This window comes from uncultured Sunxiuqinia sp., assembly GCF_947495665.1.
Taxonomy (GTDB): Bacteria; Bacteroidota; Bacteroidia; order Bacteroidales; family Prolixibacteraceae; genus Sunxiuqinia; species Sunxiuqinia rutila.
In genome coordinates this window covers 125,710-149,348 of sequence record NZ_CANLZV010000003.1, presented here as the reverse complement: position 1 = coordinate 149,348, position 23,639 = coordinate 125,710, and the positions used below count along the sequence as shown (strand labels likewise).

General features: G+C 40.7%; 12 protein-coding genes. 5 read left to right on the top strand and 7 right to left on the bottom strand.

Annotated features, from left to right (window positions below; translation table 11 throughout):
• Positions 1-16 precede the first annotated feature (16 nt).
• From Q1A18_RS05760 to Q1A18_RS05740, 5 genes are all read right to left on the bottom strand, one after another.
• Positions 17-2,542 (bottom strand): DUF5703 domain-containing protein, encoded by a 2,526-nt coding sequence (locus tag Q1A18_RS05760; protein ID WP_299577975.1) that lies wholly within the window; start codon positions 2,540-2,542, stop codon positions 17-19.
• Positions 2,543-2,726: 184 nt separating this feature from the next.
• A complete protein-coding gene (locus Q1A18_RS05755; RefSeq protein WP_299577974.1) occupies positions 2,727-3,191 on the bottom strand; it encodes a hypothetical protein in 465 nt (154 codons plus the stop codon).
• A 31-nt stretch (positions 3,192-3,222) separates the two neighbouring features.
• Positions 3,223-4,965, bottom strand: coding sequence for a RagB/SusD family nutrient uptake outer membrane protein (locus Q1A18_RS05750; RefSeq protein ID WP_299577973.1), 1,743 nt, complete (start codon positions 4,963-4,965; stop codon positions 3,223-3,225).
• 12 nt (positions 4,966-4,977) lie between these two features.
• Complete coding sequence (locus Q1A18_RS05745; protein WP_299577972.1) at positions 4,978-8,280, bottom strand: TonB-dependent receptor; 3,303 nt, start codon at positions 8,278-8,280, stop codon at positions 4,978-4,980.
• A 150-nt stretch (positions 8,281-8,430) separates the two neighbouring features.
• A complete protein-coding gene (locus Q1A18_RS05740; RefSeq protein ID WP_299577971.1) occupies positions 8,431-9,462 on the bottom strand; it encodes a FecR domain-containing protein in 1,032 nt (343 codons plus the stop codon).
• 27 nt (positions 9,463-9,489) lie between these two features.
• Between Q1A18_RS05740 and Q1A18_RS05735 the strand changes: the two genes are divergently transcribed.
• Positions 9,490-9,612, top strand: a complete 123-nt coding sequence (locus Q1A18_RS05735) for a hypothetical protein (protein ID WP_299577970.1) — start codon at positions 9,490-9,492, stop codon at positions 9,610-9,612.
• Between the two features lie 14 nt (positions 9,613-9,626).
• Here Q1A18_RS05735 and Q1A18_RS05730 read toward each other — a convergent pair whose 3' ends face one another.
• Positions 9,627-10,190: an RNA polymerase sigma-70 factor gene (locus Q1A18_RS05730; protein ID WP_299578137.1), complete on the bottom strand. Its 564-nt coding sequence runs from the start codon at positions 10,188-10,190 to the stop codon at positions 9,627-9,629.
• 776 nt (positions 10,191-10,966) lie between these two features.
• Positions 10,967-12,646: a ribulokinase gene (locus Q1A18_RS05725; protein WP_299577969.1), complete on the bottom strand. Its 1,680-nt coding sequence runs from the start codon at positions 12,644-12,646 to the stop codon at positions 10,967-10,969.
• A gap of 733 nt (positions 12,647-13,379) precedes the next feature.
• Here Q1A18_RS05725 and Q1A18_RS05720 point away from each other — a divergent pair.
• From Q1A18_RS05720 to Q1A18_RS05705, 4 genes are all read left to right on the top strand, one after another.
• Positions 13,380-14,579 carry an ROK family protein gene (locus tag Q1A18_RS05720; RefSeq protein ID WP_299577968.1) on the top strand — a complete coding sequence of 400 codons (1,200 nt, stop codon included), beginning with the start codon at positions 13,380-13,382 and terminating at the stop codon, positions 14,577-14,579.
• Positions 14,580-14,631: 52 nt separating this feature from the next.
• Positions 14,632-17,766, top strand: a complete 3,135-nt coding sequence (locus Q1A18_RS05715) for a SusC/RagA family TonB-linked outer membrane protein (protein ID WP_299577967.1) — start codon at positions 14,632-14,634, stop codon at positions 17,764-17,766.
• Between the two features lie 11 nt (positions 17,767-17,777).
• Complete coding sequence (locus Q1A18_RS05710; RefSeq protein WP_299577966.1) at positions 17,778-19,691, top strand: SusD/RagB family nutrient-binding outer membrane lipoprotein; 1,914 nt, start codon at positions 17,778-17,780, stop codon at positions 19,689-19,691.
• A gap of 824 nt (positions 19,692-20,515) precedes the next feature.
• Positions 20,516-23,635, top strand: a complete 3,120-nt coding sequence (locus Q1A18_RS05705) for a SusC/RagA family TonB-linked outer membrane protein (protein ID WP_299577965.1) — start codon at positions 20,516-20,518, stop codon at positions 23,633-23,635.
• Positions 23,636-23,639 lie beyond the last annotated feature (4 nt).

Genomic DNA, 23,639 nt, shown 5'->3' with positions numbered 1-23,639 from the left:
ATCTTTTAACGCTTGATTAAAAATTCCGCTCTTTCCCAAGTACCGCTTCTTTAAAATATTTTGGTTTATCATTTCGAATACTTTTGAATACTGTTCTATTCATTGATGGCTTTGTTCCTTTCATCACAATAATGTATTTTCCCAATGCTTTTGTGTCAAATACAATGAGACCATCCTTTTCCTTTTTTACCTTAACTACAGATTCATCATTCGCATTCAATACATCAACCCTTTGACCTGGCCAAGGATTAACCAATTTACAAGTACTTCCCTTTATACTTTCAATTTGAACCGCTGCAACAATTCCTTCTTTCATTTCCGACGAAACGATAAATGCTCCCCTTGCCCGAAGTTTAAATGCCGGATTCCAACCTTCCGGAACCGCTGGGAAAACCCGGATTTTACCTTCATTACTTTGCAATAACATCTCATTGATTGTAGAAGTAAATATGCTCATTGGTTCTAATCCACATTGGATAAACGGCTTTGCAGGATGCCCCTTTTCGTATTTACACCGCTCATCATAAAGATAGTCACGCTGAGTGGTAATATCCGGTGTTTTAACGGAGTCTGCATACAGAGACAAATAGTACCAATGGTCAATGTTATAAAAAAGGCCCTGTGGAAAGTGTTGCAAACGTCGAACCTGGTTGGTTATCCGCTCCAAAGCAACTTCGCCTAAACCCAAGCGGGCCGCCACTATCGGATCGGGTGATATCGCATTTTTCGAAGGTGAATGGCTCTTTACAACATTGGCAGCAGCATTGTACTCCCGGCTCCCTTTTTGGTCAATGCCAATAATATTTGCAGGAAAGACCAACGAAGTGTTAGCGCTGAAATGATTGGTCCAGTCTCCATAGTCTTCTTTTTTAGGATAAACCGATCCATCCTGGTTATAGCCCAGTTGCATAATTTCTCCAATCCCTTCTTCTTCCCGGAAAGGAATAGGCCACAAATGGTCAATGATATGCTGCCATTCTTTAACTTTTTTATTGTCTCTTTCCAGTATTTTTGCAGAAGAAATGCAGGCAGTCATCGTTGAAATGATCATATTACGGTCTGTAATCGTATTCTTCAGATTGTTAGAACGTGGACTCTCATACGGCTGCGAAGGAGATATAAAAAACTCTTTTTTTGATTCATCCCATTGTAAGGTCTGTACATAAAATTCAGCAGCTTTCTTCAAAAAAGGATAGGCTTTCTTTTCTAAAAATACAGTATCACAGGTATATTGAAAGTATTCCCAAAAGAATCCGGCAATCTGACTGGCAGGGGTGAAATTGTTAATCATATCCCCTCTGTTCCAGAAAGTCATACTACCAAAAAAATCATGTGCCTCACTCCAAAGAATGGAATTATCTGCGCCCCTCATTTTGGCATGTTTTTCCGCTTCCGGCATAATCCGGTAATAAGTGTTTAAATACGGAAGCATTAATTCGCAATCATTCTGCGGTGCCAATCCCCAGTATTGTTGCTGTGTGTTCCAATGGTGAGGTGTTACCCAATTTCTCACATCATGGTTCCAGTTCCATAGCCCGCCATTAAAAACAACCGGATATTTCCCCCTTGAACTACTTGCCATCAAATACCTGCGGAGGTAATAAATATTTTCAAGGTAATCATCTCCAATATGCACAAAGGACTGGTTCCAGAAATCCTTCCACCATTGCGAGTGAAGGTTCTTCTCATTTTCAATTCCATTATTCTCAGCCTCGTTTAACAACTCAATTGCGGTTTGCGTTGGTGTTTCCGATTCATTGGAAGTGACCAGTGAAACCATCAAAAGAATGTCATGCTCCCTATTAACCTTGGTTTCAAGTTCGACCCTGTTTGAACTTATCTTTTGTGCTTCAACACCATCCCCAATCAAACGGCATGCAACTGAAAAATTTAGCCCACTAAGACTTTCTTCCAATACAATGTCGGTTCCAATAATTTTTGAATGTGTATTTCCTAAACCAATTTCCGAATTTTTTGTATAGCCGCCATACCAGCCGGGAAAAGCCCTGCTTCCCCAGCGTTCGAGCGAAGTACGAATTTTCGTTTTACCGTTGTTTATATTCTTCGAACTTATCCGGATAAACCAAACATTTTTATTGGCAGAAACCCATGTCTGGATGTTATTTTCCTGAAATGGTGTTTTGACATTAAAAGTAGCTTCGGCATCTTTTAACGATAGTCGCCCGTCAAAATCGTTGAGGTATAACCACTCAAAAGTGGGCGTCCCAAAATCAATATTAAGACGAGCTCCTCCACGCAAGGTGGCGCCGGCTTCTGCATTGGGCTGGTCAAACAGATCGTTTTTATTGATTTGGATTTCTATCCCATTTTTATGGTTCCACACCATTCCTCCAAGGTCACCATTACCTATAGGGAAACCTTCAAAACCTTCATAAGCTGGAGTTCTATAAACAATATCATGTTTGTTGAGATAAGTTGCATTATCAACTTTAAATATTGAGGAATTTATTTGTCCCAGTGTACTAAAATAAAAAAACAAAAGGCAAATAAATGCCATCAACTTGACTTTACTTATCTTCATATTATTAATTTTAAAATAATAATTCGAAGCAACAACTAATACATGCTTCGAATACAAACAATAGCTTATAATGAAAAACTTAAGATAATGTCATTGTATAAAGAACATTAATACTCGACTTCAAAATGACAAAATGGATATGAATAAAACGCAGTCTCATCCATACCCATTAAAGTCTAACTAACTAGTTTAAGACTGTAGTTATTTCAAAAATTTTGGTTGTTTTACCATCAGCAGCAACAACCTTATAACTAACCTTGCCTGAATAGTCTCCTGGGCTACCAAGCCTGGGAGAGCCATCAAGCGGGCTTATGGTTGCAGCTGTAGATATCTCTGCTTTACCAGTGATACTAGACAGCTTAATATCTTTATCTGTTTGTGATTTGTTTATGGTTACTTTTCCCTCAACAGTCCCTCCTGACTCACTTAATACTTCGAATGAACAAGCTGATTTAAGATCTGTAAACTCTACTTGTTCATAAGAAGAACCATCCGGATACTGTTTGGTTATAATTTCTCGGTATTCAAACCAAAAATCTGTCATTTCAGCTTCTTCAAAGGTAGGCAGTTCATCCAAGCCCATCCGACAAGAACTGAAAGCCAGTAAAACCACAATAAAGGTCAAGAAATATATTTTATTTTTTTTCATCTTATTTTTTTTTAAATCATTACAAATTATACTACCAGCCAGGGTTCTGAGGTGCTAAATTTGGATTTTCCTGCATTTCACTTCTGGGAACAGGAAAATAAAAGCGCTTTTGAGTAAATACCCGAGGTGCAAAAACACCACCGTTGTTATATACCTTATTTTCAATTGTATTGTAAAAATCCTGATCGCCACTAACAAAATCTCCGTTTACCGTGAGTACTGCATAGGTAGATCCATCAGAACTGATATCGATATACGTTGGTTCAACGTTTAATTCAGGTACTGTATTCAGATTTTCAGCTTTTGCCCAACGGATAAGGTCCCAATAACGGTGCAATTCAAACGCTAGTTCACAACGTCTTTCATTCTTATATACCTCTAATATATTTGCTATAGAAGTAACTTCAGGCAATTGGCCATGGATTGTACGCGTTGCATTTATGTATGGTAATGCATCACCTTCTTTTCCTGTCCTGATTAAAGCTTCGGCATAATTCAGATAGACTTCAGACACACGGATTAATGGCCAATGATATTCTTGCGGACGTGGAGGCCATCCAAAGTTAGCAAGGTCGTCATACATCCCTTTTCTGAACAAATAGCCGGTCATTGCCCTATGGAGGTTACGGGTCATTTGCGAACGATGTGCCCAATAGGGAGGACGGATGTTAATTGTATCGCCAGAATAAATTGCACCATCGTAAATTAATGTGGCATAGAAACGATTGTCCCTATTTTTGTACATCCAGGCTGTTGCCATTTCACCATCGTCTTTATGCTGTTGCCATAGATTGGTTTCCCACCATTTTTTAGCTACTCCATCATCATCAATCATTAAAAAAGCATCAGCTAAATCTTGAGTCGGATATTGCATTGCCCAGCCATAATAACTTGGTTCATAGTCATTAATTGTTTCTGGCTTGTCGTTTTCTCCATTTGCCAGGGGCAAACGGTATTGCATTGGTGTATTTTCCATATGCAATCCATCTGAATCTCCATAACGAACAAAAATATTATCTGAAGAATTTACTCCGCCAAAATTATTATGTATCCCATTAAAATCAGGATCAATCGCATAGCCATAATTCTCTTTTACGTTTATAAAATCATTGGCTTCTGTAATTACCTCATTGTAGCGTAAACCATGCAACAATACCCTTACGAGGAAAGCGTGTGCTGCAGCCCTGTTTAATCTTCCTTTCGGAGAAGTTTGTGGTAAATTGTCTTTAGCATATTTTAGGTCTTCAACCATAAAGTCAATCATTTCTGATTCGGATGCCCTAGGTAATTTCATATCTTCAGTAGGTTCCAATACACGATCTACTTTCATTACTCCACCAAATCGCCTTACCATCCAAAAGTAAGTCATTGCCCTTAACATTTTTGCTTCTGCCAACGACTCCTTTTGTTCTTGCTCACTTAGCACCTCACTTCTCTCAAGTTCTGTAATTGCCTGGTTGCACAAACGGATCTTGCCATATTGGTTCCATCCTGCATTGTATGAATCATCAATCACTTCTTGCGTTACTGAACGGTTAAAATCAGAGTGTATATCGTCAGACCAATCATCCTCACTTTGAAAATTGAATGTGTACATCGGTATCACGTGGGCATATACATCGGCCATATAACCATCAATCAAGCCTTTACTTCCCCAAACATCTGCACTGGATATTTTATCCAACGGCTTTTTATCCAATAGATCATCCTGGCAACCTGCAACAATTATTATTGAAAAAGCCAGAAATGCAATATATTTTATTTTATTTTTCATTTCTATTTTCTCTTAAAATTTAACATTTAAACCAATAGACATAACCTTTTCAACTGGGTAACCATACCCAAAACCGTCACTTGCTTCCGGATCAAATATCCCATCAACTTTTGGGGCATAGGTTAATAAATTGGTACCATTAACAAATACACGAAGATCGTTAATACCAACCTTTTGTAGTTGTGGCATTTTGAAGTTATAGCCTAACTCAATATTTTTCAACCTTACATAGCTCAATGTTAACAACCATGCATCAGAAGTTGGCCCCACATTATTTTCTCTTTTTCCTGTTGGATTAATCCGTGGGAATCTTGCATTGGGATTGCCAGAGGTCCAAACATCGGTTTGTGGTTTTACAGTTAAAAGGTCTGCTCCTCCATCATCGTAAGAGTATCTGCCGTCTAGCCACATATCGAAATTACTGGCTCCCTGAATAACTGCCGACATGTAAAAACCACGATACGATGCACCAAGATTGATCCCATAGTAATAGTCAGGAGAACCTCCGTTTCCAATCCTTCCAAAATCATCGCCATTAATTTGCCCGTCTCCATTAAGGTCTTTATATTTTAAATCGCCCGGAAGCAAATCAACTGAACCTAAGCGACGTGGACTATTTAAAATATCTTGATTTGTGTTATAATACCCTAAACTAGAATATCCTGTCCCAGTATAGTTTGATTCGTATGTCTCACGGGTTCTTGGATTTTTCAACGATGATTCCGATTCATCTGGCTTAAGTTCCCAGAAACTTTCATAATGAGTTAGGTTAAAACCTAATGAATATTCCAGGTCACCAATTTTATCGTTCCAATTTAAATTTATTTCGTAGCCACCGCGACGAGTTGAACCATAGTTAATTTTTGGCAATGAAGTTCCCAAAGGCGTAGTATAAACATCCTCCGGATTTGCCAAATAACCATTTGTACGATAATAAAAACCATCAAATACAGTTTTTAAACGGTTATTAAAAAAATCTGTCTCTAAACCAACATTGTAACTTTTTTGGGTGTACCAGGTAATATTTCCCGCAGGTAATCCATTGTCACTATAACCTCCAATCCATGATCCGCCCCAAAAATAACGTTTTTCTACTGGTTGAAATGTTGAAAGGAATGCAAACCGCGCAACTGCATCGTTTCCTGTTTCACCATAAGATGCACGAAGCTTCATATTGTTGATAATTGATTCGGAGATTAGATTTTTATAGAAACTTTCTTCAGAAATCCTCCATCCTAAACCAATAGAAGGAAAAAATCCCCAACGATCATCTTCCCGAAAACGTTCTGATCCATCATAACGAAAACTGGCAGATAGCAGGTATTTATCTTTATAATCATAGCCTAAACGCCCAATATATCCCCTTCGCGCATATTCATCGCCACTTCCTGAGTTGGTGAGTCCGTCCTGAGGGCCGGCAAACAAATAATCAATAGCATCTGAAACATAATCCCTCCTTGAAGCAGAGAGGTTAGAATAATAACCTTCAGATTCTTCATAAAAAAGAGAGAGATCCAGATTGTGATCACCAAAAGTCCTTTCGTATTTTATAAATGACTGCAAAGTATAATTCCTTGATGTTGCCCTTGATTCAGATAATGTTGGCGCTGACTGCTCATTTTTATCTCCTGCGTTGGAATATACAGGCTGTAAAGTCCGCCATTGTTTAGATTTGCTAAAATTAAGGTTGTAATTGGTCATAAAACCAAGCTGCATTCCTTTAACCCAAGGCACATCCCATGTAACTGTAGAAATTCCGTTAAAATAACGATTCCATGAATTATTATAACCGTTAGCCGGATCGGTTTCATAAGCCGGATTATTAGTTGAGTTGATTGCCAAATAGCGGCCTTGTTCATCATAAGGCTTTTGATATGGCAATGTGTTGTTCACATGTCCAAAAATAAACCAGTACGAAAAAGGAACATCTTTATAATCAGTAAATGTACTTCTGACTGTAAAATCAAATTTCAGCCCTAATTTGTCGTATGACTTACCGACCTTTGATAAAAAGTTATATTTTTTAAGATTATGTGCATCACTGGATTTGTATGCACTTCCCTGTTCTTGAAACGACAGCGAGAACAAATAATCTATAGATTCCTCTTTGCCACTTACGCTTAGGTTGTGCCTTTGTGATGGTGCCGGTTTAAATACTTCATCCCACCAATTGGTAGACGGATAATTGGGATCTGTCCCATCTTTGAATTTTTGCAACGCTTCATCATTCCAAGGCTTGGTAATTCCATACATGCCTGCAATTTCATTGTTAAACGAAGCATAATCGTAAGAAGACAGAAAATCTGGTTTCAATGCCGGAGTTGAAGTACTAAACAAATTGGAATAACTAATGCTGTTCCCTTTTGCCTCTTTTGTTGTAACCAAAACTACTCCATTTGCAGCCCTTGATCCATAAATAGCAGACGCACCAGCATCTTTTAAAATTGAAATGTCCTGAACATCGTTCGGACTAAGGTTTGCATAATCATTTTTAAAACTAACCACCCCATCAATTACATACAAAGGTTCACCTCCGCCCCTAATAGATATTGAAGGGACATCGTTGCCAGGACCACCACCACTTTGTTTCAAAATAACACCAGGTGAAACACCTGCTAATGCTTGTCCCATATTTGAGTAGGAAGCATTCTCAAGTTTTTCTGCATCTACTTTTGATATTGAATTTAGCACTTTTCTTTTGCTCTTGGTTCCATAACCAATCGCCACTACTTCTTCTAAACCAATAGCATCGGGTTCCATGGTTACATTAATTCTATTCTGCCGACCAATGACAAGCTCCTGCGTTCGCATCCCCACAAACGAAAAATGAAGTATTTCGCCGGCAGATACATTTGAAATAGAATAATTTCCATCCATATTGGTAACTGTCCCCTGCGTTGTTCCTTTTACAAGTACCGTTACACCAGGTAATGGCAAGCCTTCCTCATCAACCACTTTTCCGCTAATTTTTCCTTTTTGCTGCAGAACTCTTGTTCCTCCATTGAATCTTGCATCATTTGTTGACAATAAAATCAACTTATCTCCAAAAAAACGGTATTCAATTCCAGTATCCTCAAATATGGTCTCTAATATTTCCTCGACCGTTTTATTCTCAACTGTAATAGACACCTTCCTATCTACATCGATTTGCTCATTCTTATAGAAGAAATGGAAGTCACTTTGCTCCTCAATTGATTTCAAAACATCTACAATGCTTTGATTTCTTACCTTAACTGACAACTTGCTATTTTGCGAATAGACCGAGGCAGTCACCTGAAGCATACTCACCAATAAGAGAATCACTGCTAATTTCATAATTAGAAACAGTTTGTGCCACCCACTCCTCGGGTAACATTGTTTTACTTTTTTTTTCATAAATTTGTTTGACTTTAAATTATTAAAATGGTGTTAGCGCACCGGTTAATTTATTTCAGTGTCGGTGGATGTTAGCGCATCCATCGACTTTTATCTACAATTTTGACTAGGGGATTCACCCTTTACCTTTTTTTGAATAATTATCTTCCGCTCTTCTACATGGTATTCAATTGGATGAGTATGTTTTATAATCTCAAAAACCTCCAGTATCGTTTCGTTTCGGATGGTTCCGGTATAATGTTCATTCAATATTGATTGGTCAACAACTTCAATTTCAATATCATATTTTCGCTCCAATAGCTTAATCAGATCCCCAAAAAGCATATCAAGGAAAATCAGTTTATTATCTTTCCAGGAAGTGTATAAATGTGTGTCAACATGTTCTTTACGCTGAATCTTTCGATGGATTTTATCAAAAACCAATTGTTCGCCAGGCTTTAAGACAATCTCCTCTTTAAACATTAAATGGTCTGAAGACAAAATTCGGATAGATCCTTTTTCAAGGGTAGTGACAACTCTGTGCTCCGCTTCATAGTTTTTCACATTAAATTGGGTTCCTAAAACTTCAACGTTGTAATAGGGGGTGTGAACGATGAAAGGCTTCTTTTCATTTCTTTTGACATCGAACCAAGCCTCGCCCGTAACAAAAACCTCACGTTTTTTACTCGTTTCATTCACATCATATTTTATTTCAGAACCAGCATTCAGGTAAATGAGTGTTCCATCAGGTAAGATGGTTTGAGAAACAGACCCTTTGGGTGCTATTGTCGTCAAATAAACTGGAACTTTCTGCTTATAGTTTTGCATGATTAAACTACCAACGAGCAAACCGATAGCAACCACAGCTGCGGTTAGTGACCAATTAATTCTTCTTCGTATAGTTAGTACCGCAGGTCTAGTGGTATTTATGCGGTTTTTAAATCGCTCCCACTCTTGTGTAGTTTGCGCCATCTCTGCAACATCAGCCACAGAGCTTTCCCACAAATCTTTTATTTTAGTGTAGTAACGTGCATTACGATCAGATTGCGACATCCACTGCAACAGTCGCGCTCGCTCTGCATTAGTGATATCTCCGTCTAACTCAGCAATGATTAATGATTTTATTGATCGTTTCTCTCTCATTAGTATCTCTGTTTAATGCTATGACACATGAATACAGTTTACCCCTACCTCTTTGAGGTATATTTTTTGAAAGAGCAACGAGAAGGTGAAAAGAATAAACGATCTACAGTGAAGGAACGGATTAAATACAATCAGGTTATTGAAGATTAAAAGACATCGAAGAATCACATTTTTGAAATAAACATAGCTAACAAAACTCCTACATATTCGGCAAGTTCATGACGTAAGATTACCAACGCTTTCGAGATATGTTTCTCAACCATTTTAACAGAAATCCCCAGACGTTCAGCAATCTCCTTGTTTTTCAATCCCTCGAAGCGACTCATTTTGAAGACTTCTTGGCATTTTGAAGGCATCTGTTCAATCACTTCAGCTATTTTCTCCTCCAATTCTTGCTCTATCAGACTAAGGTATGGCGTCTTTGTTCCATCATAAACCTGCCGCTCCAATTCGGCGATTCTTGTACTAATTTCGGCTTCGGCATTTTCTTTGATCGATAAATGTCGATTGTAATTTAAGCAGCTATTTTTAACCGATTGGTACAAATAGGCCTTGGGAGACTTTTTAATATCTAACTGATCAGTCTTTTCCCACAACATAAAAAAAGCATCTTGTACCAAATCACGAGACACCTGCATGTCACCAATAAACTTGTTGGCAAAAAGAACAAGTCTACCGTGATAATTAAAAAACAGTTCTTCAAAAATTTCAACGTCTCTGTTTTTTATACCAGATATGATTCTTTTATTGTCGATTCAATTTTAAGATTAATTGAGCTGACAAACTTACAAAATCAACACCATATTGCCATGCCTTCCTATCTCGAATCATTTTCTTCCTTCAACATCTTTTCATAAAGCTCCTCCCATCTAAGCATTCAATCAGCTTTTTCTTTTTGCTATCAGCAATGGAGTTGTTATCCATGCTTGAGAAGAGATACACTAACTGTCAAATCAAGATAGTTGTCAATTGACTTGAAATACTCCTCCAAAACTGCAGAAATCAAACCTAACAGCAAAGTTGAATATCTGAATAAGCTTATCCTCTATTCTATCAAATTTAAAAGGTCAGAGAAAAGAGAAACAAACTTTATCGGAGATTCTGAAGGCAATGAAATTATTGATAAAGACCACTGTTTTTACAAACACTCCAAACACAGGAAAACCATTACGGCAGTATAAAATGATAAAACGGTTGATTTGGATTTAATTTAATCAATTTGTATATTTAAGTTGGCATAAGTTCTTTAATATTGTTGAAGGTGATTTATCGAGACCACAAGAAATGGCAATGATCTACACTATTGAATAAAAGCGCATTAACATTACGAAACATGCACCTTTACTGGGCACAAAAGCATTTAAATCATAGATTTAGATGCTTTTTTTATTTTATTAGGAATAAGTACAACTGCCTAAGCATATTGAATTCTGGCTCATACTGAACAAACAGAGGCCACTCCCTGAAGAATAGCCTCTGTAAAATCAATTACCACAAATAACCTTTATTTTACTGTGAGATTATTTTCAATGAATCCACCTAAGGCCAGGTAGTCTTCGTAAAGCTTTTGATACTTCGCGACATTCTCAGGTATGGGATGATATTCCATTTCGAAACCGCCACCCATTTTCTTCTGAGCCTCGTTGGTTGTTGCATAAACACCGGCTACAACGGCAGCAGCCATGGCTGATCCTAAAGCACAAGCCTGCTCAGACCGGGCCACTTTAATTGGCATATTCAACACATCGCATACGATTTGCATCACTAGTTTTGATTTTTTCGCAACGCCCCCAAGAGCAATAACGCCATCAATACGAACGCCTTCACGTAAAAAGCGATCAACAATGGCTTTTGAGCCAAAGGCGGTGGCTTCAACCAGTGCACGGAAAATACGGGGTGCATCCGTTCCCAATGTCAAGCCTGCAATAGCCCCTTTCAGGTTTTGGTTGGCATCGGGCGTACGACGGCCATTCATCCAGTCGATTGCCAGAACACCACTCTCCGCAATTTCAATTTTAGCAGCTTCCCTAGAGAGTTCCACAATCACCTTGTCACTCATTTCGTCAAGCAAAGCCTGACGTTGCTCTTCTGTTACCAATGATGAATTGGCCAGAATTTGCTCAGCCGGCCACATCAACACCCGCTTAAACCAGGCGTAAATATCACCAAAAGCAGATTGTCCTGCTTCCATTCCCAGCATGCCGGGCATAATGGAGCCATCAACCTGACCACAAATTCCGGATACCAGCTTATCACCTATTTCTTCCATGGGTGCCACCAGCATGTCGCAGGTTGAAGTTCCCATCACCTTGCTTAAATGATAGGGTTCAATTTCAGCGCCAATAGCTCCTAAATGGGCGTCAAAAGCACCAACTCCAATCACCACATTGGTTGATAGGCCCAACTTGTCGGCCCACTCCTGTGAAAGATTTCCAACGGCCACATCACAAGTGAAAGTCTCTTTATATAGGCGGTCACGCAAACCTCCCAACATCGGATCCAATGCAGTCAGAAATTCTTCAGAAGGAAGACCTCCAAACGCATCGTGCCACATAGCTTTATGACCGGCAGCACAACGACTGCGTTTCAAGGTTTTTGGACGTGTATTTCCGGTCAGTACTGCCGGAATCCAATCGCAATGTTCTACCCACGAATTAGCAGCACGATAAACGGCCGGATCAACCCGTGAGATATGTAACAACTTAGCCCAAAACCATTCCGAAGAATAAACCCCACCTTCAAATTTGGTAAAGTCAATCTCCCACTTTCGGGCCAAGGCATTGATTTCATCAGCTTCTTTTACCGCAGTATGGTCTTTCCATAACATAAACATGGCATTCGGATTTTCTTCAAAACCGGCCGTTAATGCTAGTGGTGTTCCTTTTTCATCCACCGATACAGGAGTTGATCCGGTTGTATCAACCGAAATTCCGACAACATTTTGAGCCACTCCTGCCGGAGCTTGTTTCAAAGCTTCAACAATGGTGTATTCCAAGCCCTCCAGGTAGTCTTTCGGATGCTGGCGAAACTGGTTCTGAGCAGTATCGCAATACAATCCCTTTTTCCAACGCGGATACTCAAAAACAACACTGGAAATCTCCTCTCCAGTTTCTACATTCACCAGCAATGAACGTACTGAATCTGATCCATAGTCCAGTCCAATGGTATATTTGATTTCTTTCATTTTTAGTTCCTGATATTTAGTGGTTAATTAGATATTAAACGTACTGATTACTTTTCTTTTGTCACAAAAACTACACTATTGCGATTCTGACTAAAAATTGCTTTTTCAACTGTAATAAAAATGATACGACTCATCATCACTGAATCGTCAAACAAATAAGTTCATCATGTTTAGTAGATGTCTCAAACTTATTAAAAGTAGATTACACTCTTGTATTGTAAGGTTAGAAAGTTCTCAAATATGTTACATAACAACTTTTAGAAAATCCCGCAGATACTTTTCCAATAATTTGCTCTTCCCATTTCAATTATTCATGAAAATCCAAGGCTTTTCACGTTTCATCCACCTTCTAAAAATGCGTCGAAAAGAAACCGGAAATATTAATTAATTGCTAAAGTTTTTTCAATAAAGCGTAAAAAAACGACCTCAGAACCAGTTTCACGCTTCAAAATACCTTCAAAAAACAAAATCAACCATAAACAAGAAGACAGCCCCAAAGCAAACCAGCCAAACAGCCAAACACAAAACCAAACCAACAACAAGCAATTTGCTCAAAACACACCCACAATAACTTCTTTCTGCATTTAGTGTTAAAATAGTTTAAAATTAAATTTTCTTTTCCTAGTTTCGTTTTGTAATTTTTTTCAAAAGATCTTAATCTTTAAGAATTATTTAAGCAATGTAAATTGACTATCAAGCCATGGTCCTACACAGGAAAAAAGAAACAGACAATATGGCCATACGAGAATTGAAACGCTACCGGCTACGGATGCAGATCATTACTCACCTGTACAAGCAATCGCCGCAATCTGCTTTATCGTTAAGCAAGCAGTCGCACGTAAGCTTGCCAACAGTTCGTTCAGTCCTCGATCAGTTAATTTCAGAAAAAAAAGTTTGTATCACCGGCACAGGCGAATCTCAGGGAGGTCGTCGTCCAGTACTCTACAGTCACGCTGAAAATGCCTATCACATTGTAGCCATTGAGTTTGGTCACTATAAAGCCAGAGCCATCCTCATAAACAGCCTCAATCAGAGAATTACCGCAATACACGAGTATTCAACAAACATCAATGATCCACTTCTGGAAGAACACATGGAGACAGCCATTAACCATCTTCTAGAGGAATCGGGACTGGAAAGAGAACAAATCCGTGCTATTGGAGTAAGCATGCCCGGACTTATCCATTCTGAAAACGGCATAAACCAAACGATAAAAAATCCGGCGAACAGAAATATCAGGAAACGTTTAACCCATCATTTTCATAAGCCGGTTTACATTGAGAATGATGCCCGCATGCAAGCCTTGGGTGAATTCATTTTTGGCAAGGCAAAAAACACTAGAAACACACTGGTTTTAAACTGGAGCTGGGGTCTGGGACTGGGAATCATCTTAAACGGACAAGTTTACCAGGGGGACAAAGGATGCGCCGGAGAGTTCAGCCACATCCGGATTCTTCCCGAGGGAGAATTGTGTGAATGTGGTAAAAAGGGCTGTCTTCAAACCATTGCCTCCACCCAAAAACTGCTGGACATGGCAGCATCAGCAATCAAAAAAGGAACGGTATCGCAGTTAACCAATCGTTTTTCGTCGGCGCTTTCAAAAATCACCGTTGATGATATTATTGATTGTGCGCAAAACGGCGATGAACTTGCCATCTCCTTATTAAATAAAATCAGTACAAAATTAGCCTGGGGACTATCCATCCTCATTCAACTATACAATCCTGAGCTCATTGTCCTGAATGGGGCACTGGCAAAAGCCGGGAAATACATTTTAATGCCCATTCAGCAAGCTTTGAATCAGTATTGCCTTGAGAATATTTCACACCATGTAAAAATTGAAATTTCAGAAATGGGCGAACAATCGGGGCTAAAAGGAACAAGTGTTATGACCTTTCAAAAAATATTCCGGGACAAATCCCTGGATAATTAAGTTCTCAAATAAACATCTTTTTTTATTTAACAACTATGTAAAACAAATCTCTATGAATCAAAAATTAAAATGGCTTACAAAGTATTTGCTTGCAATAGCAATGCTCTTTATGGGAATTGGTGCCGCACATGCTCAGCAAGTGAGTATTAGCGGTAATGTTACCAGCTCTGACGATGGCTATCCCCTTCCCGGAGTGACAGTTATCCAACAGGGTACAACCAATGGAACGGTTACAGATATGGATGGTAACTACACGATTAATGTACCACAAGGCTCTGTCGTTCTGTTTTCGTTTATCGGTATGGAAACAACCGAAATAACAGCTGACGGATCCAAAACATACAATGTTGTATTGAATCCGAAAACAACAGGTCTGGAAGAAGTCGTTGTTACGGCTCTGGGTATTAAAAGAGAACAAAAAACTCTGGGGTACTCGATGCAAGAGCTAAAAGGTGAAGCGCTGTTGGAATCAAGAGAGGCCAACCTGACCAACGCGCTATCTGGAAAAGTAACCGGTTTACAGGTTATTAAATCCAGCAACGGACCTGCAGGATCATCAAAAATTGTATTGAGGGGATACAGCTCTTTAACAGGAGACAACCAACCTTTAATTGTTGTTGACGGTGTGCCGATTGACAACTTTACAGGAGCCTCAAACAACGACTATTGGAACCCTTCAACTGACATGGGTAACGGGCTTGGAGATATTAACCCCGAAGATATTGCCAGCATGTCAGTACTAAAAGGTGCATCAGCTGCTGCCCTTTATGGGTCACGTGCCGGTAACGGTGTAATTTTGATTACAACCAAAACCGGAAAAAAACGTGATGGATTGGGCATTACTGTTTCTTCGTCTGTAGGTTTTGAATCAACATTCATTTCACCAGACATGCAAATGTCTTTTGGACAGGGATCAGACGGTTCGTTTGACAACCGTTCGAACATCAGCTGGGGACCTGCCATTACAGGGCAATCTGTTGTAAAATGGGATGGAACCAGTGTTCCGATGTACGCCTATGACAATGTGGAAAACTTCTTTGACACAGGCATCAACCTGAATAATAATGTGTCGTTCCAGCAACAGATTAATAAAACATCGCTTTATACTTCTGTTACCCAAACAAACGACAAGAGTATGATTCCGGGTGCTAAACTTAACCGGACCAACTTGATGACTCGTTCGATGTCAACTTTCGGGGAGAAAGACAACTGGGTACTGGACACAAAAATTCAGTATGTTCGCTCTACTGCCAACAACAGACCGTTATCCGGGAACAACTCATCAAACAGCTTCAGAACCATGTATCTGCTTCCAGTTTCTATGGACATCAGAGACTTTGAAAATGCAAGTGATGAACTGGGCAATATGATCTGGTACGGTGGTGGAAATGCTGTTAATCCATACTGGGGTGAAAAAAACAACCTGAACGAAGATACTCGTGACCGGTTTATTTTCCACGGATCATTAAAATACAAGTTCACCGACTGGCTTAGTATGGAGATGAAAGGTGGAGCTGACATGTACACCAACAACACGGAAACGAAACTATACAGCGGAAGCCCGTTAAGTGCAACCGGACGTTATAGCTTGGGAAAATCCACACACACTGAAACCAACTATTCAACTTTGGTGACAGCACAACAAGACAATGTTTTTGGCAAATTTGGTGGTATGGTAACCTTGGGTGGTAACCTGATGGAACAAAGATCATCCGGCATTTCTGGAAGCTCAGGCGAATTGGAAGTTCCTAACCTATTTGCGCTGAACAACGGAAAAGACAAGCCGACTGTAAGAGAATCATTCTCTCATAAGAAAATTAACTCTCTTTATGGATTGTTGCAAGTAAACTACGATGGCTACCTGTTCCTGGAAGGAACATTCAGAAATGACTGGTCATCTTCGTTACACCCCGACAACCGCTCCTTCTTCTACCCTTCAGTAAACGCCTCATGGGTTATTACTGATATGGTTAACAAAACAGGCGGTTCCTTGCCATCATGGTTAACATTCTCGAAAGTGAGAGCTTCTTATGCTGAAGTTGGTAACGACCTTCCTCCTTACCAATTGTATAACACCTATTGGATTGATAAAGATCCGAATGGAAATACAACAGCAGGTGTAGGAAATACATTATACGACCCAAGCGTACGAAGCGAGTTGATCAAATCATACGAGGTGGGTATTGACGGACGCTTTTTCAATAACCGCTTAGGTTTCGACTTTGCCTGGTATCAATCAAATGCTACTCGTCAGTTGATTAACTTACCCATGGACCCACAAAGTGGTTATTCAAGCAAAAAGATCAATGCTGGAGATATTCAAAATACCGGAGTTGAATTGATGGTGAACGGTCGCATTATTGACAATGCCAATGATGGACTTAACTGGGATATCCAGTTGAACTATTCCTTCAACAAAAACACGATTGAAGACCTGTATGACGACATTCAAGTTTACGATCTGGGAGGTTTTGACAACTTGAAAATCCTGGCTCAGGTAGGCGGAGAATATGGTGAGATTCACGGAACCAGATTCCTGCGTGTGGAAGATGTTAACAGCCCTCATTTCGGCAAACTGTTACTAACCGAAGACGGACTTCCTCAAGGAACAACTGAATCAGAAAAAATCGGTAGCCAACAGCCTGATGCTTTGGTCGGATTAACAAACACGTTCTCTTACAAAGGCTTTTCTTTGAGCTTCCTGATTGATGGTCGCTTTGGCGGAGAGATGTTCTCAACAACCAACCAGTCGATGCAAGCAGCAGGTACTGCGCAGATTACTGCTCCCGGTGGATCAAGAGAAGACATGGTTCTGGACGGAGTTATTGCCAACGGCGACGGATTTGTTGCCAATGACAAAAGCATTACTGCACAACAGTACTGGACAACTGTTACCAGCACAACAGGAAACTTGGGAATTGGTGAAGCAAACATTTATGATGCAACTAACATCAGATTGCGTACCCTGCAGTTGAACTACTCACTGCCTAAGTCATTGCTGTCAAAAACAGTTTTCCAACGTGCAAGCGTAGGATTCTCTTGCAACAACGTATTGATGATCAAAAGTCACATGAATGGAGTTGATCCTGAATCAACTTTTGCAACAGGAACAAACGCAGTAGGTTTTGAAAATACTGCACCTCCTACATCAAGAAACTTTTTATTCAATATCACCTTGGGATTTTAAAATAAGATAAAATGAAAGCATTAAAAAAACTTTTCACTTTAGCACTTGGCAGCACGTTACTTTTTTCTTGCTCCGACTTTGACGAGGTAAACATTGACCCCAAAGCAGCAAGTGCCGATCAAGTTCAAGTTGAATACATTATAAACAACTCCATCATTGGAGCACAGCAAAACCCACACGTAGCCGAAAGAGCTTTCGTACTCTATTGGAAAACGGCCTCAAGACAACACCGTGTAAACGGGGCTTTGGCACTTGGTTCATACAGCGACGGCTGGAGTAACGATTACTACAACTCGCTATCTGGCTGGTTAAAATCATCTAGTCTGGCCATTACAACAGCTCAAGAAAAAATTGCAGCAGGCTCAGCATTGCCTTATACTGAAAACCTAATGCATATTGCCCGGATTTGGCGGGTTTACCTGATGAGTGAATTTGCAGACAATTTCGGTCCGATGCCAATTGATGCCTTCAGTGGAGAGAACCCTGAATTTGCCAGCCTACAGGATGTATATTACCACATGCTGGCCGAACTGGCCGATGCTACCGCTAATATCAATACTGAAGTGGTCCTGCCCGAGTCAATTACTAAATACGACCAGGCTTACGGATTTAACTACAGTCAATGGATTAAATACGGTAACTCCATGAGACTTCGTCTGGCCATGCGTTTGTCTGAAGTTGATCCGGCAAAAGCACAAGCAGAGTTTGAAGCAGCCGCAGCTCAACAGTTGATTCTGGAAGCTGATGACAACTTCAAAATTGCTGAAAAACCGGGTTGGGATAACCTGACCGGAGTAATGAGTAGAGAATGGAACAGCCAACTTTTGTCTGCAACGCTTAATAACCTTTACATTGGCTTAGGTGGAATTGATTCAGAAGAAGTTCTTCCTGTAGAAATGCACAGCCAAATTAAGCCTGCTGACTACATGGGACAAAGATTTACTGATCATCTGACTACCATGACCAATGACCCATCTGCCGGATACTGGTTTGATGGTCTTCACAAAGTTATGGATCCTCGTGCTTACAAAGCTTTCAGCATTCCTGGAGATACGTTGAATTTGAATTCAAATTTCAGTTTCTATCCTTCATGGACCAATGACGCTAGAACCGTTGTCCGCAATTTGGTGGATGATAACGATGAAGTTGTAAAAGAAATTGATGCAACCTTTACCTGGAACGCTGCGCCTCTTGGTGCCTGGGGTAAAAAATCAGCCAAAAACCAGGTTTCATTCTTCTCAGGAACGAACCCTCGTCTGAGCCAGGAGTTCAGAGGCAGCGAATCAGAGCGTATCTTCTTTGCCAACTGGGAAACTTACTTCCTGATCGCTGAAGCAGCTGTCAGAGGCTGGAATACACCTATTGATGCTAAAGCAGCCTACGAAAATGGTGTTAAAGCAAGTTTTGCTTACTGGGAATTATCAGCTTTTGCTGATGACTACCTGGCTTCTGAAGCCTACAACCGCGTTGGAACTTCAGTAAGCTTTGATCACACTACTGAACCAACCGGAGGTTTTACCATGAACTTTGTTGATGGTTATACCAATGAAGCGGGCACAGTAACTTTTGACTATCCGAACAACACGATTTACGAAAACGGACAAATTAAAAATGATGCGCTGACTAAAATTATCACGCAAAAATACCTTGCTCAATTGCCTTGGTTGCCTTTGGAAGCATGGAATGATCACCGTCGTTTAGGGCTGCCATTCTTCGAGAATCCTGCAGTTGACCTGCCAATAACAGATCTTCCTGAACTTAGCTCGTCAAATTACATGACAAACAGCGTTAAGTTCTTCCCTCAACGCTTGAAATACCCTTCAAGCCTGGTAAACAGCAACGCGGATGGCTACCAGCAAGCAGTTGGTTTCCTTGGTGGAGCTGATGCTGTATTGACACCGCTGTGGTGGGCTAAAAAGCAATAACACTACTACTCGCTAATTGATAAAGGCCGTCTCATCATCGTTTTGAGACGGCCTTTTTTTAGCTAAAAACACTCCCTCACGCACCAAACAAAACCACATATTTAATTCAGTATCATTACGATACAAAACAACAACGAGATTAACCAGTCCTGATATTTCTGTTAAAAAATGTTTAATTTTAAATTTCTTTTTTCTAATTTAGTTCTGTTTATAATTTCAGTTACACTTGTTCTTTGGAAGATATTTTAAGAACTCACAACTAACTGGCAGAACATGGCTTTAAACAAAAAAAATAACACAAAACGATTAGCCATAAGAAAAACGAAGCACTATGGCCTTTGGAAGCAGTTAAATCATTTTCTTTTTAAGGAGACTGATCAAAATCACTATGCCACAGCTTTTTACACAAACCACAACCTACCACAACTAACCAACTACCTACTCCCCACCCCCACTCTGCAAAAAACACAACACCTAAGTATTCGCACTAAAAGCAACGTAAACCAGCCCACCATGCACTGCCCAGGCAACACAAAGCAAACGCAGGTGCATCTTACTCTCATGCGACCTTTCCCCCAGAAGGTAATAACTCAATCTGCCACAAATCTTGACAGATTAGCCTTATCCCCTATAAATCAGAACTAAAACAGCGATCAGGCAGCGTTAAAATAAATACTGCAAGACAGAGTCCTTCAGGCTCGCTATTCCAAGTGCAAAGCTCTTCCTAAAGGTACACGGGATTTACCACCCGGCCTCCCTTCCAACCAACAACCAACTAACAGACCCATAGAATTTGGAATTATTAACCATCTAAAATTTGCTTTATGAATCAAAAAATGAAATGGTTGAAAAAGTATTTGTTAGTTATAACATTATTCTTTGCAGGTACCAGTTTCCTGGCAGCTCAAGTCGCTACCCTGTCCGGTACGGTTACCAGCTCAGAAGACGGAACTCCACTCCCCGGAGTTTCAGTACTTATTGAAGGAACAAATAGTGGCACCATAACCAATGCCGATGGAGTATACACTCTTGATGTTCCCGTCGAATCGGTTGTCCTCTTTTCCTTTTTAGGAATGCAAACACATCGGACAACCGTCATGCAAACAATGACCTACAACGTTGTTTTGGAACCCACCACCAAAGGGTTAGAAGAAGTTGTGGTTACCGCTTTGGGTATCTCCCGCGAGAAAAAATCGTTGGGATATGCTGTTACCGAAGTCGGAAGCGATGAAATGTCCACAGCCAAAGAAACCAACCCCATCAATTCATTATCCGGACGGGTAGCGGGTGTTACCATCACCCAAGGCTCTTTTGGACCGGGAAGTAGCTCACGGGTAATCATCCGCGGAAACAACTCACTTACCGGTAACAACCAGCCGCTCTATGTAGTTGATGGTATCCCGATGGACAACAGCGGTTTCGGATCTGCCTCCGAAAATAATCCAGGTGAGTACTCCAAAACCGACTATGGATCAGGTATTGCTGACGTTAACCCGGACGATATCGCATCCATCTCCATTCTGAAAGGCCCCAATGCTGCGGCCTTGTATGGATCACGGGCTGCGAACGGGGTAATCATGATAACCACCAAAAAAGGATCTGCCCAGAAAGGAGTAGGCGTGGCATTTAGCTCCAATACCACCTTCGAAAGACCAATGCTCCTCCCCGATTACCAAAATCAATACGGACAGGGAACACAAGGCTATATCCCTTCCACAGTGGCTGACTTAAAAACCGCTGGTGGTTCCTGGGGCCCCATGTTAGATGGAACAAGTCAGCTCTATTACACCGGAGAAAATCGCCCCTACCTGGGGTACCCCGATAATGTCAAAGACTTTTTTGACACAGGGTCGACCTATATCAATACCCTGGCACTAACGGCTGGTAATACTGACCTGAATATCCGTTTTTCATATACGAATTCCCAGATCAACTCAATGATTCCAAATTCGAGACTTGAACGGAACAACTTCAACTTGAGAGGGTTTGCCAAGTTATCCGACAAGCTGTCGATTGATGCCAAAGCAACATACTTCAAGCAATATGGCAAGAACAGGCCCACACTGGGTACCGAGGGAATTATGAGCACGCTGTACAATATTCCGCGAAATGTTGATATTAATGATTATAAGAACTATCAGGATCCTGTAACGCTGAGTTCCGTTTCAGCCACTTCACTCAATGCCAACCCTTATTGGACCGTTTTCCACGACATACGGAAAGACTGGAAAGACCGGTTCCAGGGATTTGCCAAGATTCAGTACGACTTTACCGATTGGCTTTCAGCCTATATCCGTACCGGTACTGACTTTACCACAATGAACATCGAAAGCGTCACCCAATTCGGCCATTGGTACGAAGCCACCGGAGCCTTCTCGTACAGCGAAACGCAAATTCAGGAAACCAACTCCGACTTTTTGCTAATGCTGAAAAGAGATCTGACTGAAACCATTAATCTGAATGCCAGTTTTGGTGGTAACTACATGCACCAAACCTATCGGGGACACAGTGTTTCCGGAGAAAAGTTCAGGATCCCTGACGGCCCTCCAATTTCCAGCGCCAGTGTTATCACTCCGGGCTTTACTCCTTTGCAGAAAAAGCAAATCAGTTCCCTTTATGGAACAATTAGCCTGGCCTACGATCGTTGGTTCTACCTTGACTTGTCTGCGCGTAACGACTGGTCATCCACACTTCCAAGCCACAACTGGTCCTATTTTTACCCATCAGTCAGTGCATCCATCTTGTTTAATGACCTGCTGAAATTAGAAGATTCTGTGATGAACTACTCTAAAGTTCGCGCCAGCTGGGCACAAGTTGGTAACGACACCAGTCCTTACCAGCTTTATGATACCTATTCATTGGCCAGCATTAGCAGTTCTTACCTCGGACGCACAACCATGTCGCGCAACTCAACCAAGTTCAATCCCGAACTGCTTCCCGAAGAGGTTAACTCCTTTGAAGTGGGTGGCGAGTTCCGTTTCCTGGATAGCCGACTGTTTGCCGATCTTTCCTACTACAAAATTCTTTCAAAAGACCTGATTATGAATGTCCCAATTTCACAATCAACTGGCTACAGCGCTATGAAAGACAATGTAGGCGAAATTGAGAACAAAGGTTTTGAAGTAATGCTTGGTGGAACGCCAGTAAAAACAATGGATCTTACCTGGGATGTTTCGGTCAACTTTTCAAAAAACAAAAACAAACTGAATGAGCTGATCGAAGGAACAGACGATTTTACCTTCTCAACAACAAACTCAGGCATTGTCCTGGTTAAAGCAACAGTTGGAGGTGGGTTTGGTGATATCTACGGAAAAACCTGGGAAACTAATGAAAACGGAGACGTTGTGCTTACAGCCGATGGCAAACCACAAGCCAGCAGCGAATACTCCAAGTTAGGAAACTACCAACCCGACTGGACTGGCGGACTTACCAACACCCTCACCTACCGGAATCTGCGCTTCAGCTTCCTGATTGACGGTCGTTTTGGTGGCGAAGTGTATGCCGGTACCGATGCTGCCATGGATGGATCAGGAACCAGCAAACGCTCCTTACAATACCGCGAATCAGGCATCGTTGTTGACGGAGTAATTAATACAGGTACAACTGAAGCTCCTTCCTGGCAGCAGAATTCTCAAAGCATTTCTGCACAGGATTATTGGGGAAATATAAACGACATCACTTCTGAATACATCTACGATCAAACTAATATTCGCTTGCGAGAAGTTTCACTGGTATGGAACCTGCCCTCCGCCTGGCTGACCGATACATTCATTCAGAAAGCATCCATTGGCGTTGTTGGCCGCAACTTGTTTTTCATTCACAAGAAGGTGGACAACTTTGACCCGGAGTCAAGCTACAGTACTTCATCTTACTCACAAGGGCTGGTTTACTATCCACTACCAACAGCCCGGAGTGTTGGTTTCAACCTAAATTTAAATTTCTAAAGCT

What these genes read in the sequence shown, in the direction of transcription:
- Q1A18_RS05725 (WP_299577969.1), bottom strand. Translation starts at nt 12,646, where the DNA reads ATGAAAGAAATCAAATATACCATTGGACTGGACTATGGATCAGATTCA.
- Q1A18_RS05745 (WP_299577972.1), bottom strand. Translation starts at nt 8,280, where the DNA reads ATGAAATTAGCAGTGATTCTCTTATTGGTGAGTATGCTTCAGGTGACT.
- Q1A18_RS05710 (WP_299577966.1), top strand. Translation starts at nt 17,778, where the DNA reads ATGAAAGCATTAAAAAAACTTTTCACTTTAGCACTTGGCAGCACGTTA.
- Q1A18_RS05715 (WP_299577967.1), top strand. Translation starts at nt 14,632, where the DNA reads ATGAATCAAAAATTAAAATGGCTTACAAAGTATTTGCTTGCAATAGCA.
- Q1A18_RS05760 (WP_299577975.1), bottom strand. Translation starts at nt 2,542, where the DNA reads ATGAAGATAAGTAAAGTCAAGTTGATGGCATTTATTTGCCTTTTGTTT.
- Q1A18_RS05750 (WP_299577973.1), bottom strand. Translation starts at nt 4,965, where the DNA reads ATGAAAAATAAAATAAAATATATTGCATTTCTGGCTTTTTCAATAATA.
- Q1A18_RS05755 (WP_299577974.1), bottom strand. Translation starts at nt 3,191, where the DNA reads ATGAAAAAAAATAAAATATATTTCTTGACCTTTATTGTGGTTTTACTG.
- Q1A18_RS05740 (WP_299577971.1), bottom strand. Translation starts at nt 9,462, where the DNA reads ATGAGAGAGAAACGATCAATAAAATCATTAATCATTGCTGAGTTAGAC.
- Q1A18_RS05735 (WP_299577970.1), top strand. Translation starts at nt 9,490, where the DNA reads ATGAATACAGTTTACCCCTACCTCTTTGAGGTATATTTTTTGAAAGAG.
- Q1A18_RS05705 (WP_299577965.1), top strand. Translation starts at nt 20,516, where the DNA reads ATGAATCAAAAAATGAAATGGTTGAAAAAGTATTTGTTAGTTATAACA.
- Q1A18_RS05720 (WP_299577968.1), top strand. Translation starts at nt 13,380, where the DNA reads ATGGCCATACGAGAATTGAAACGCTACCGGCTACGGATGCAGATCATT.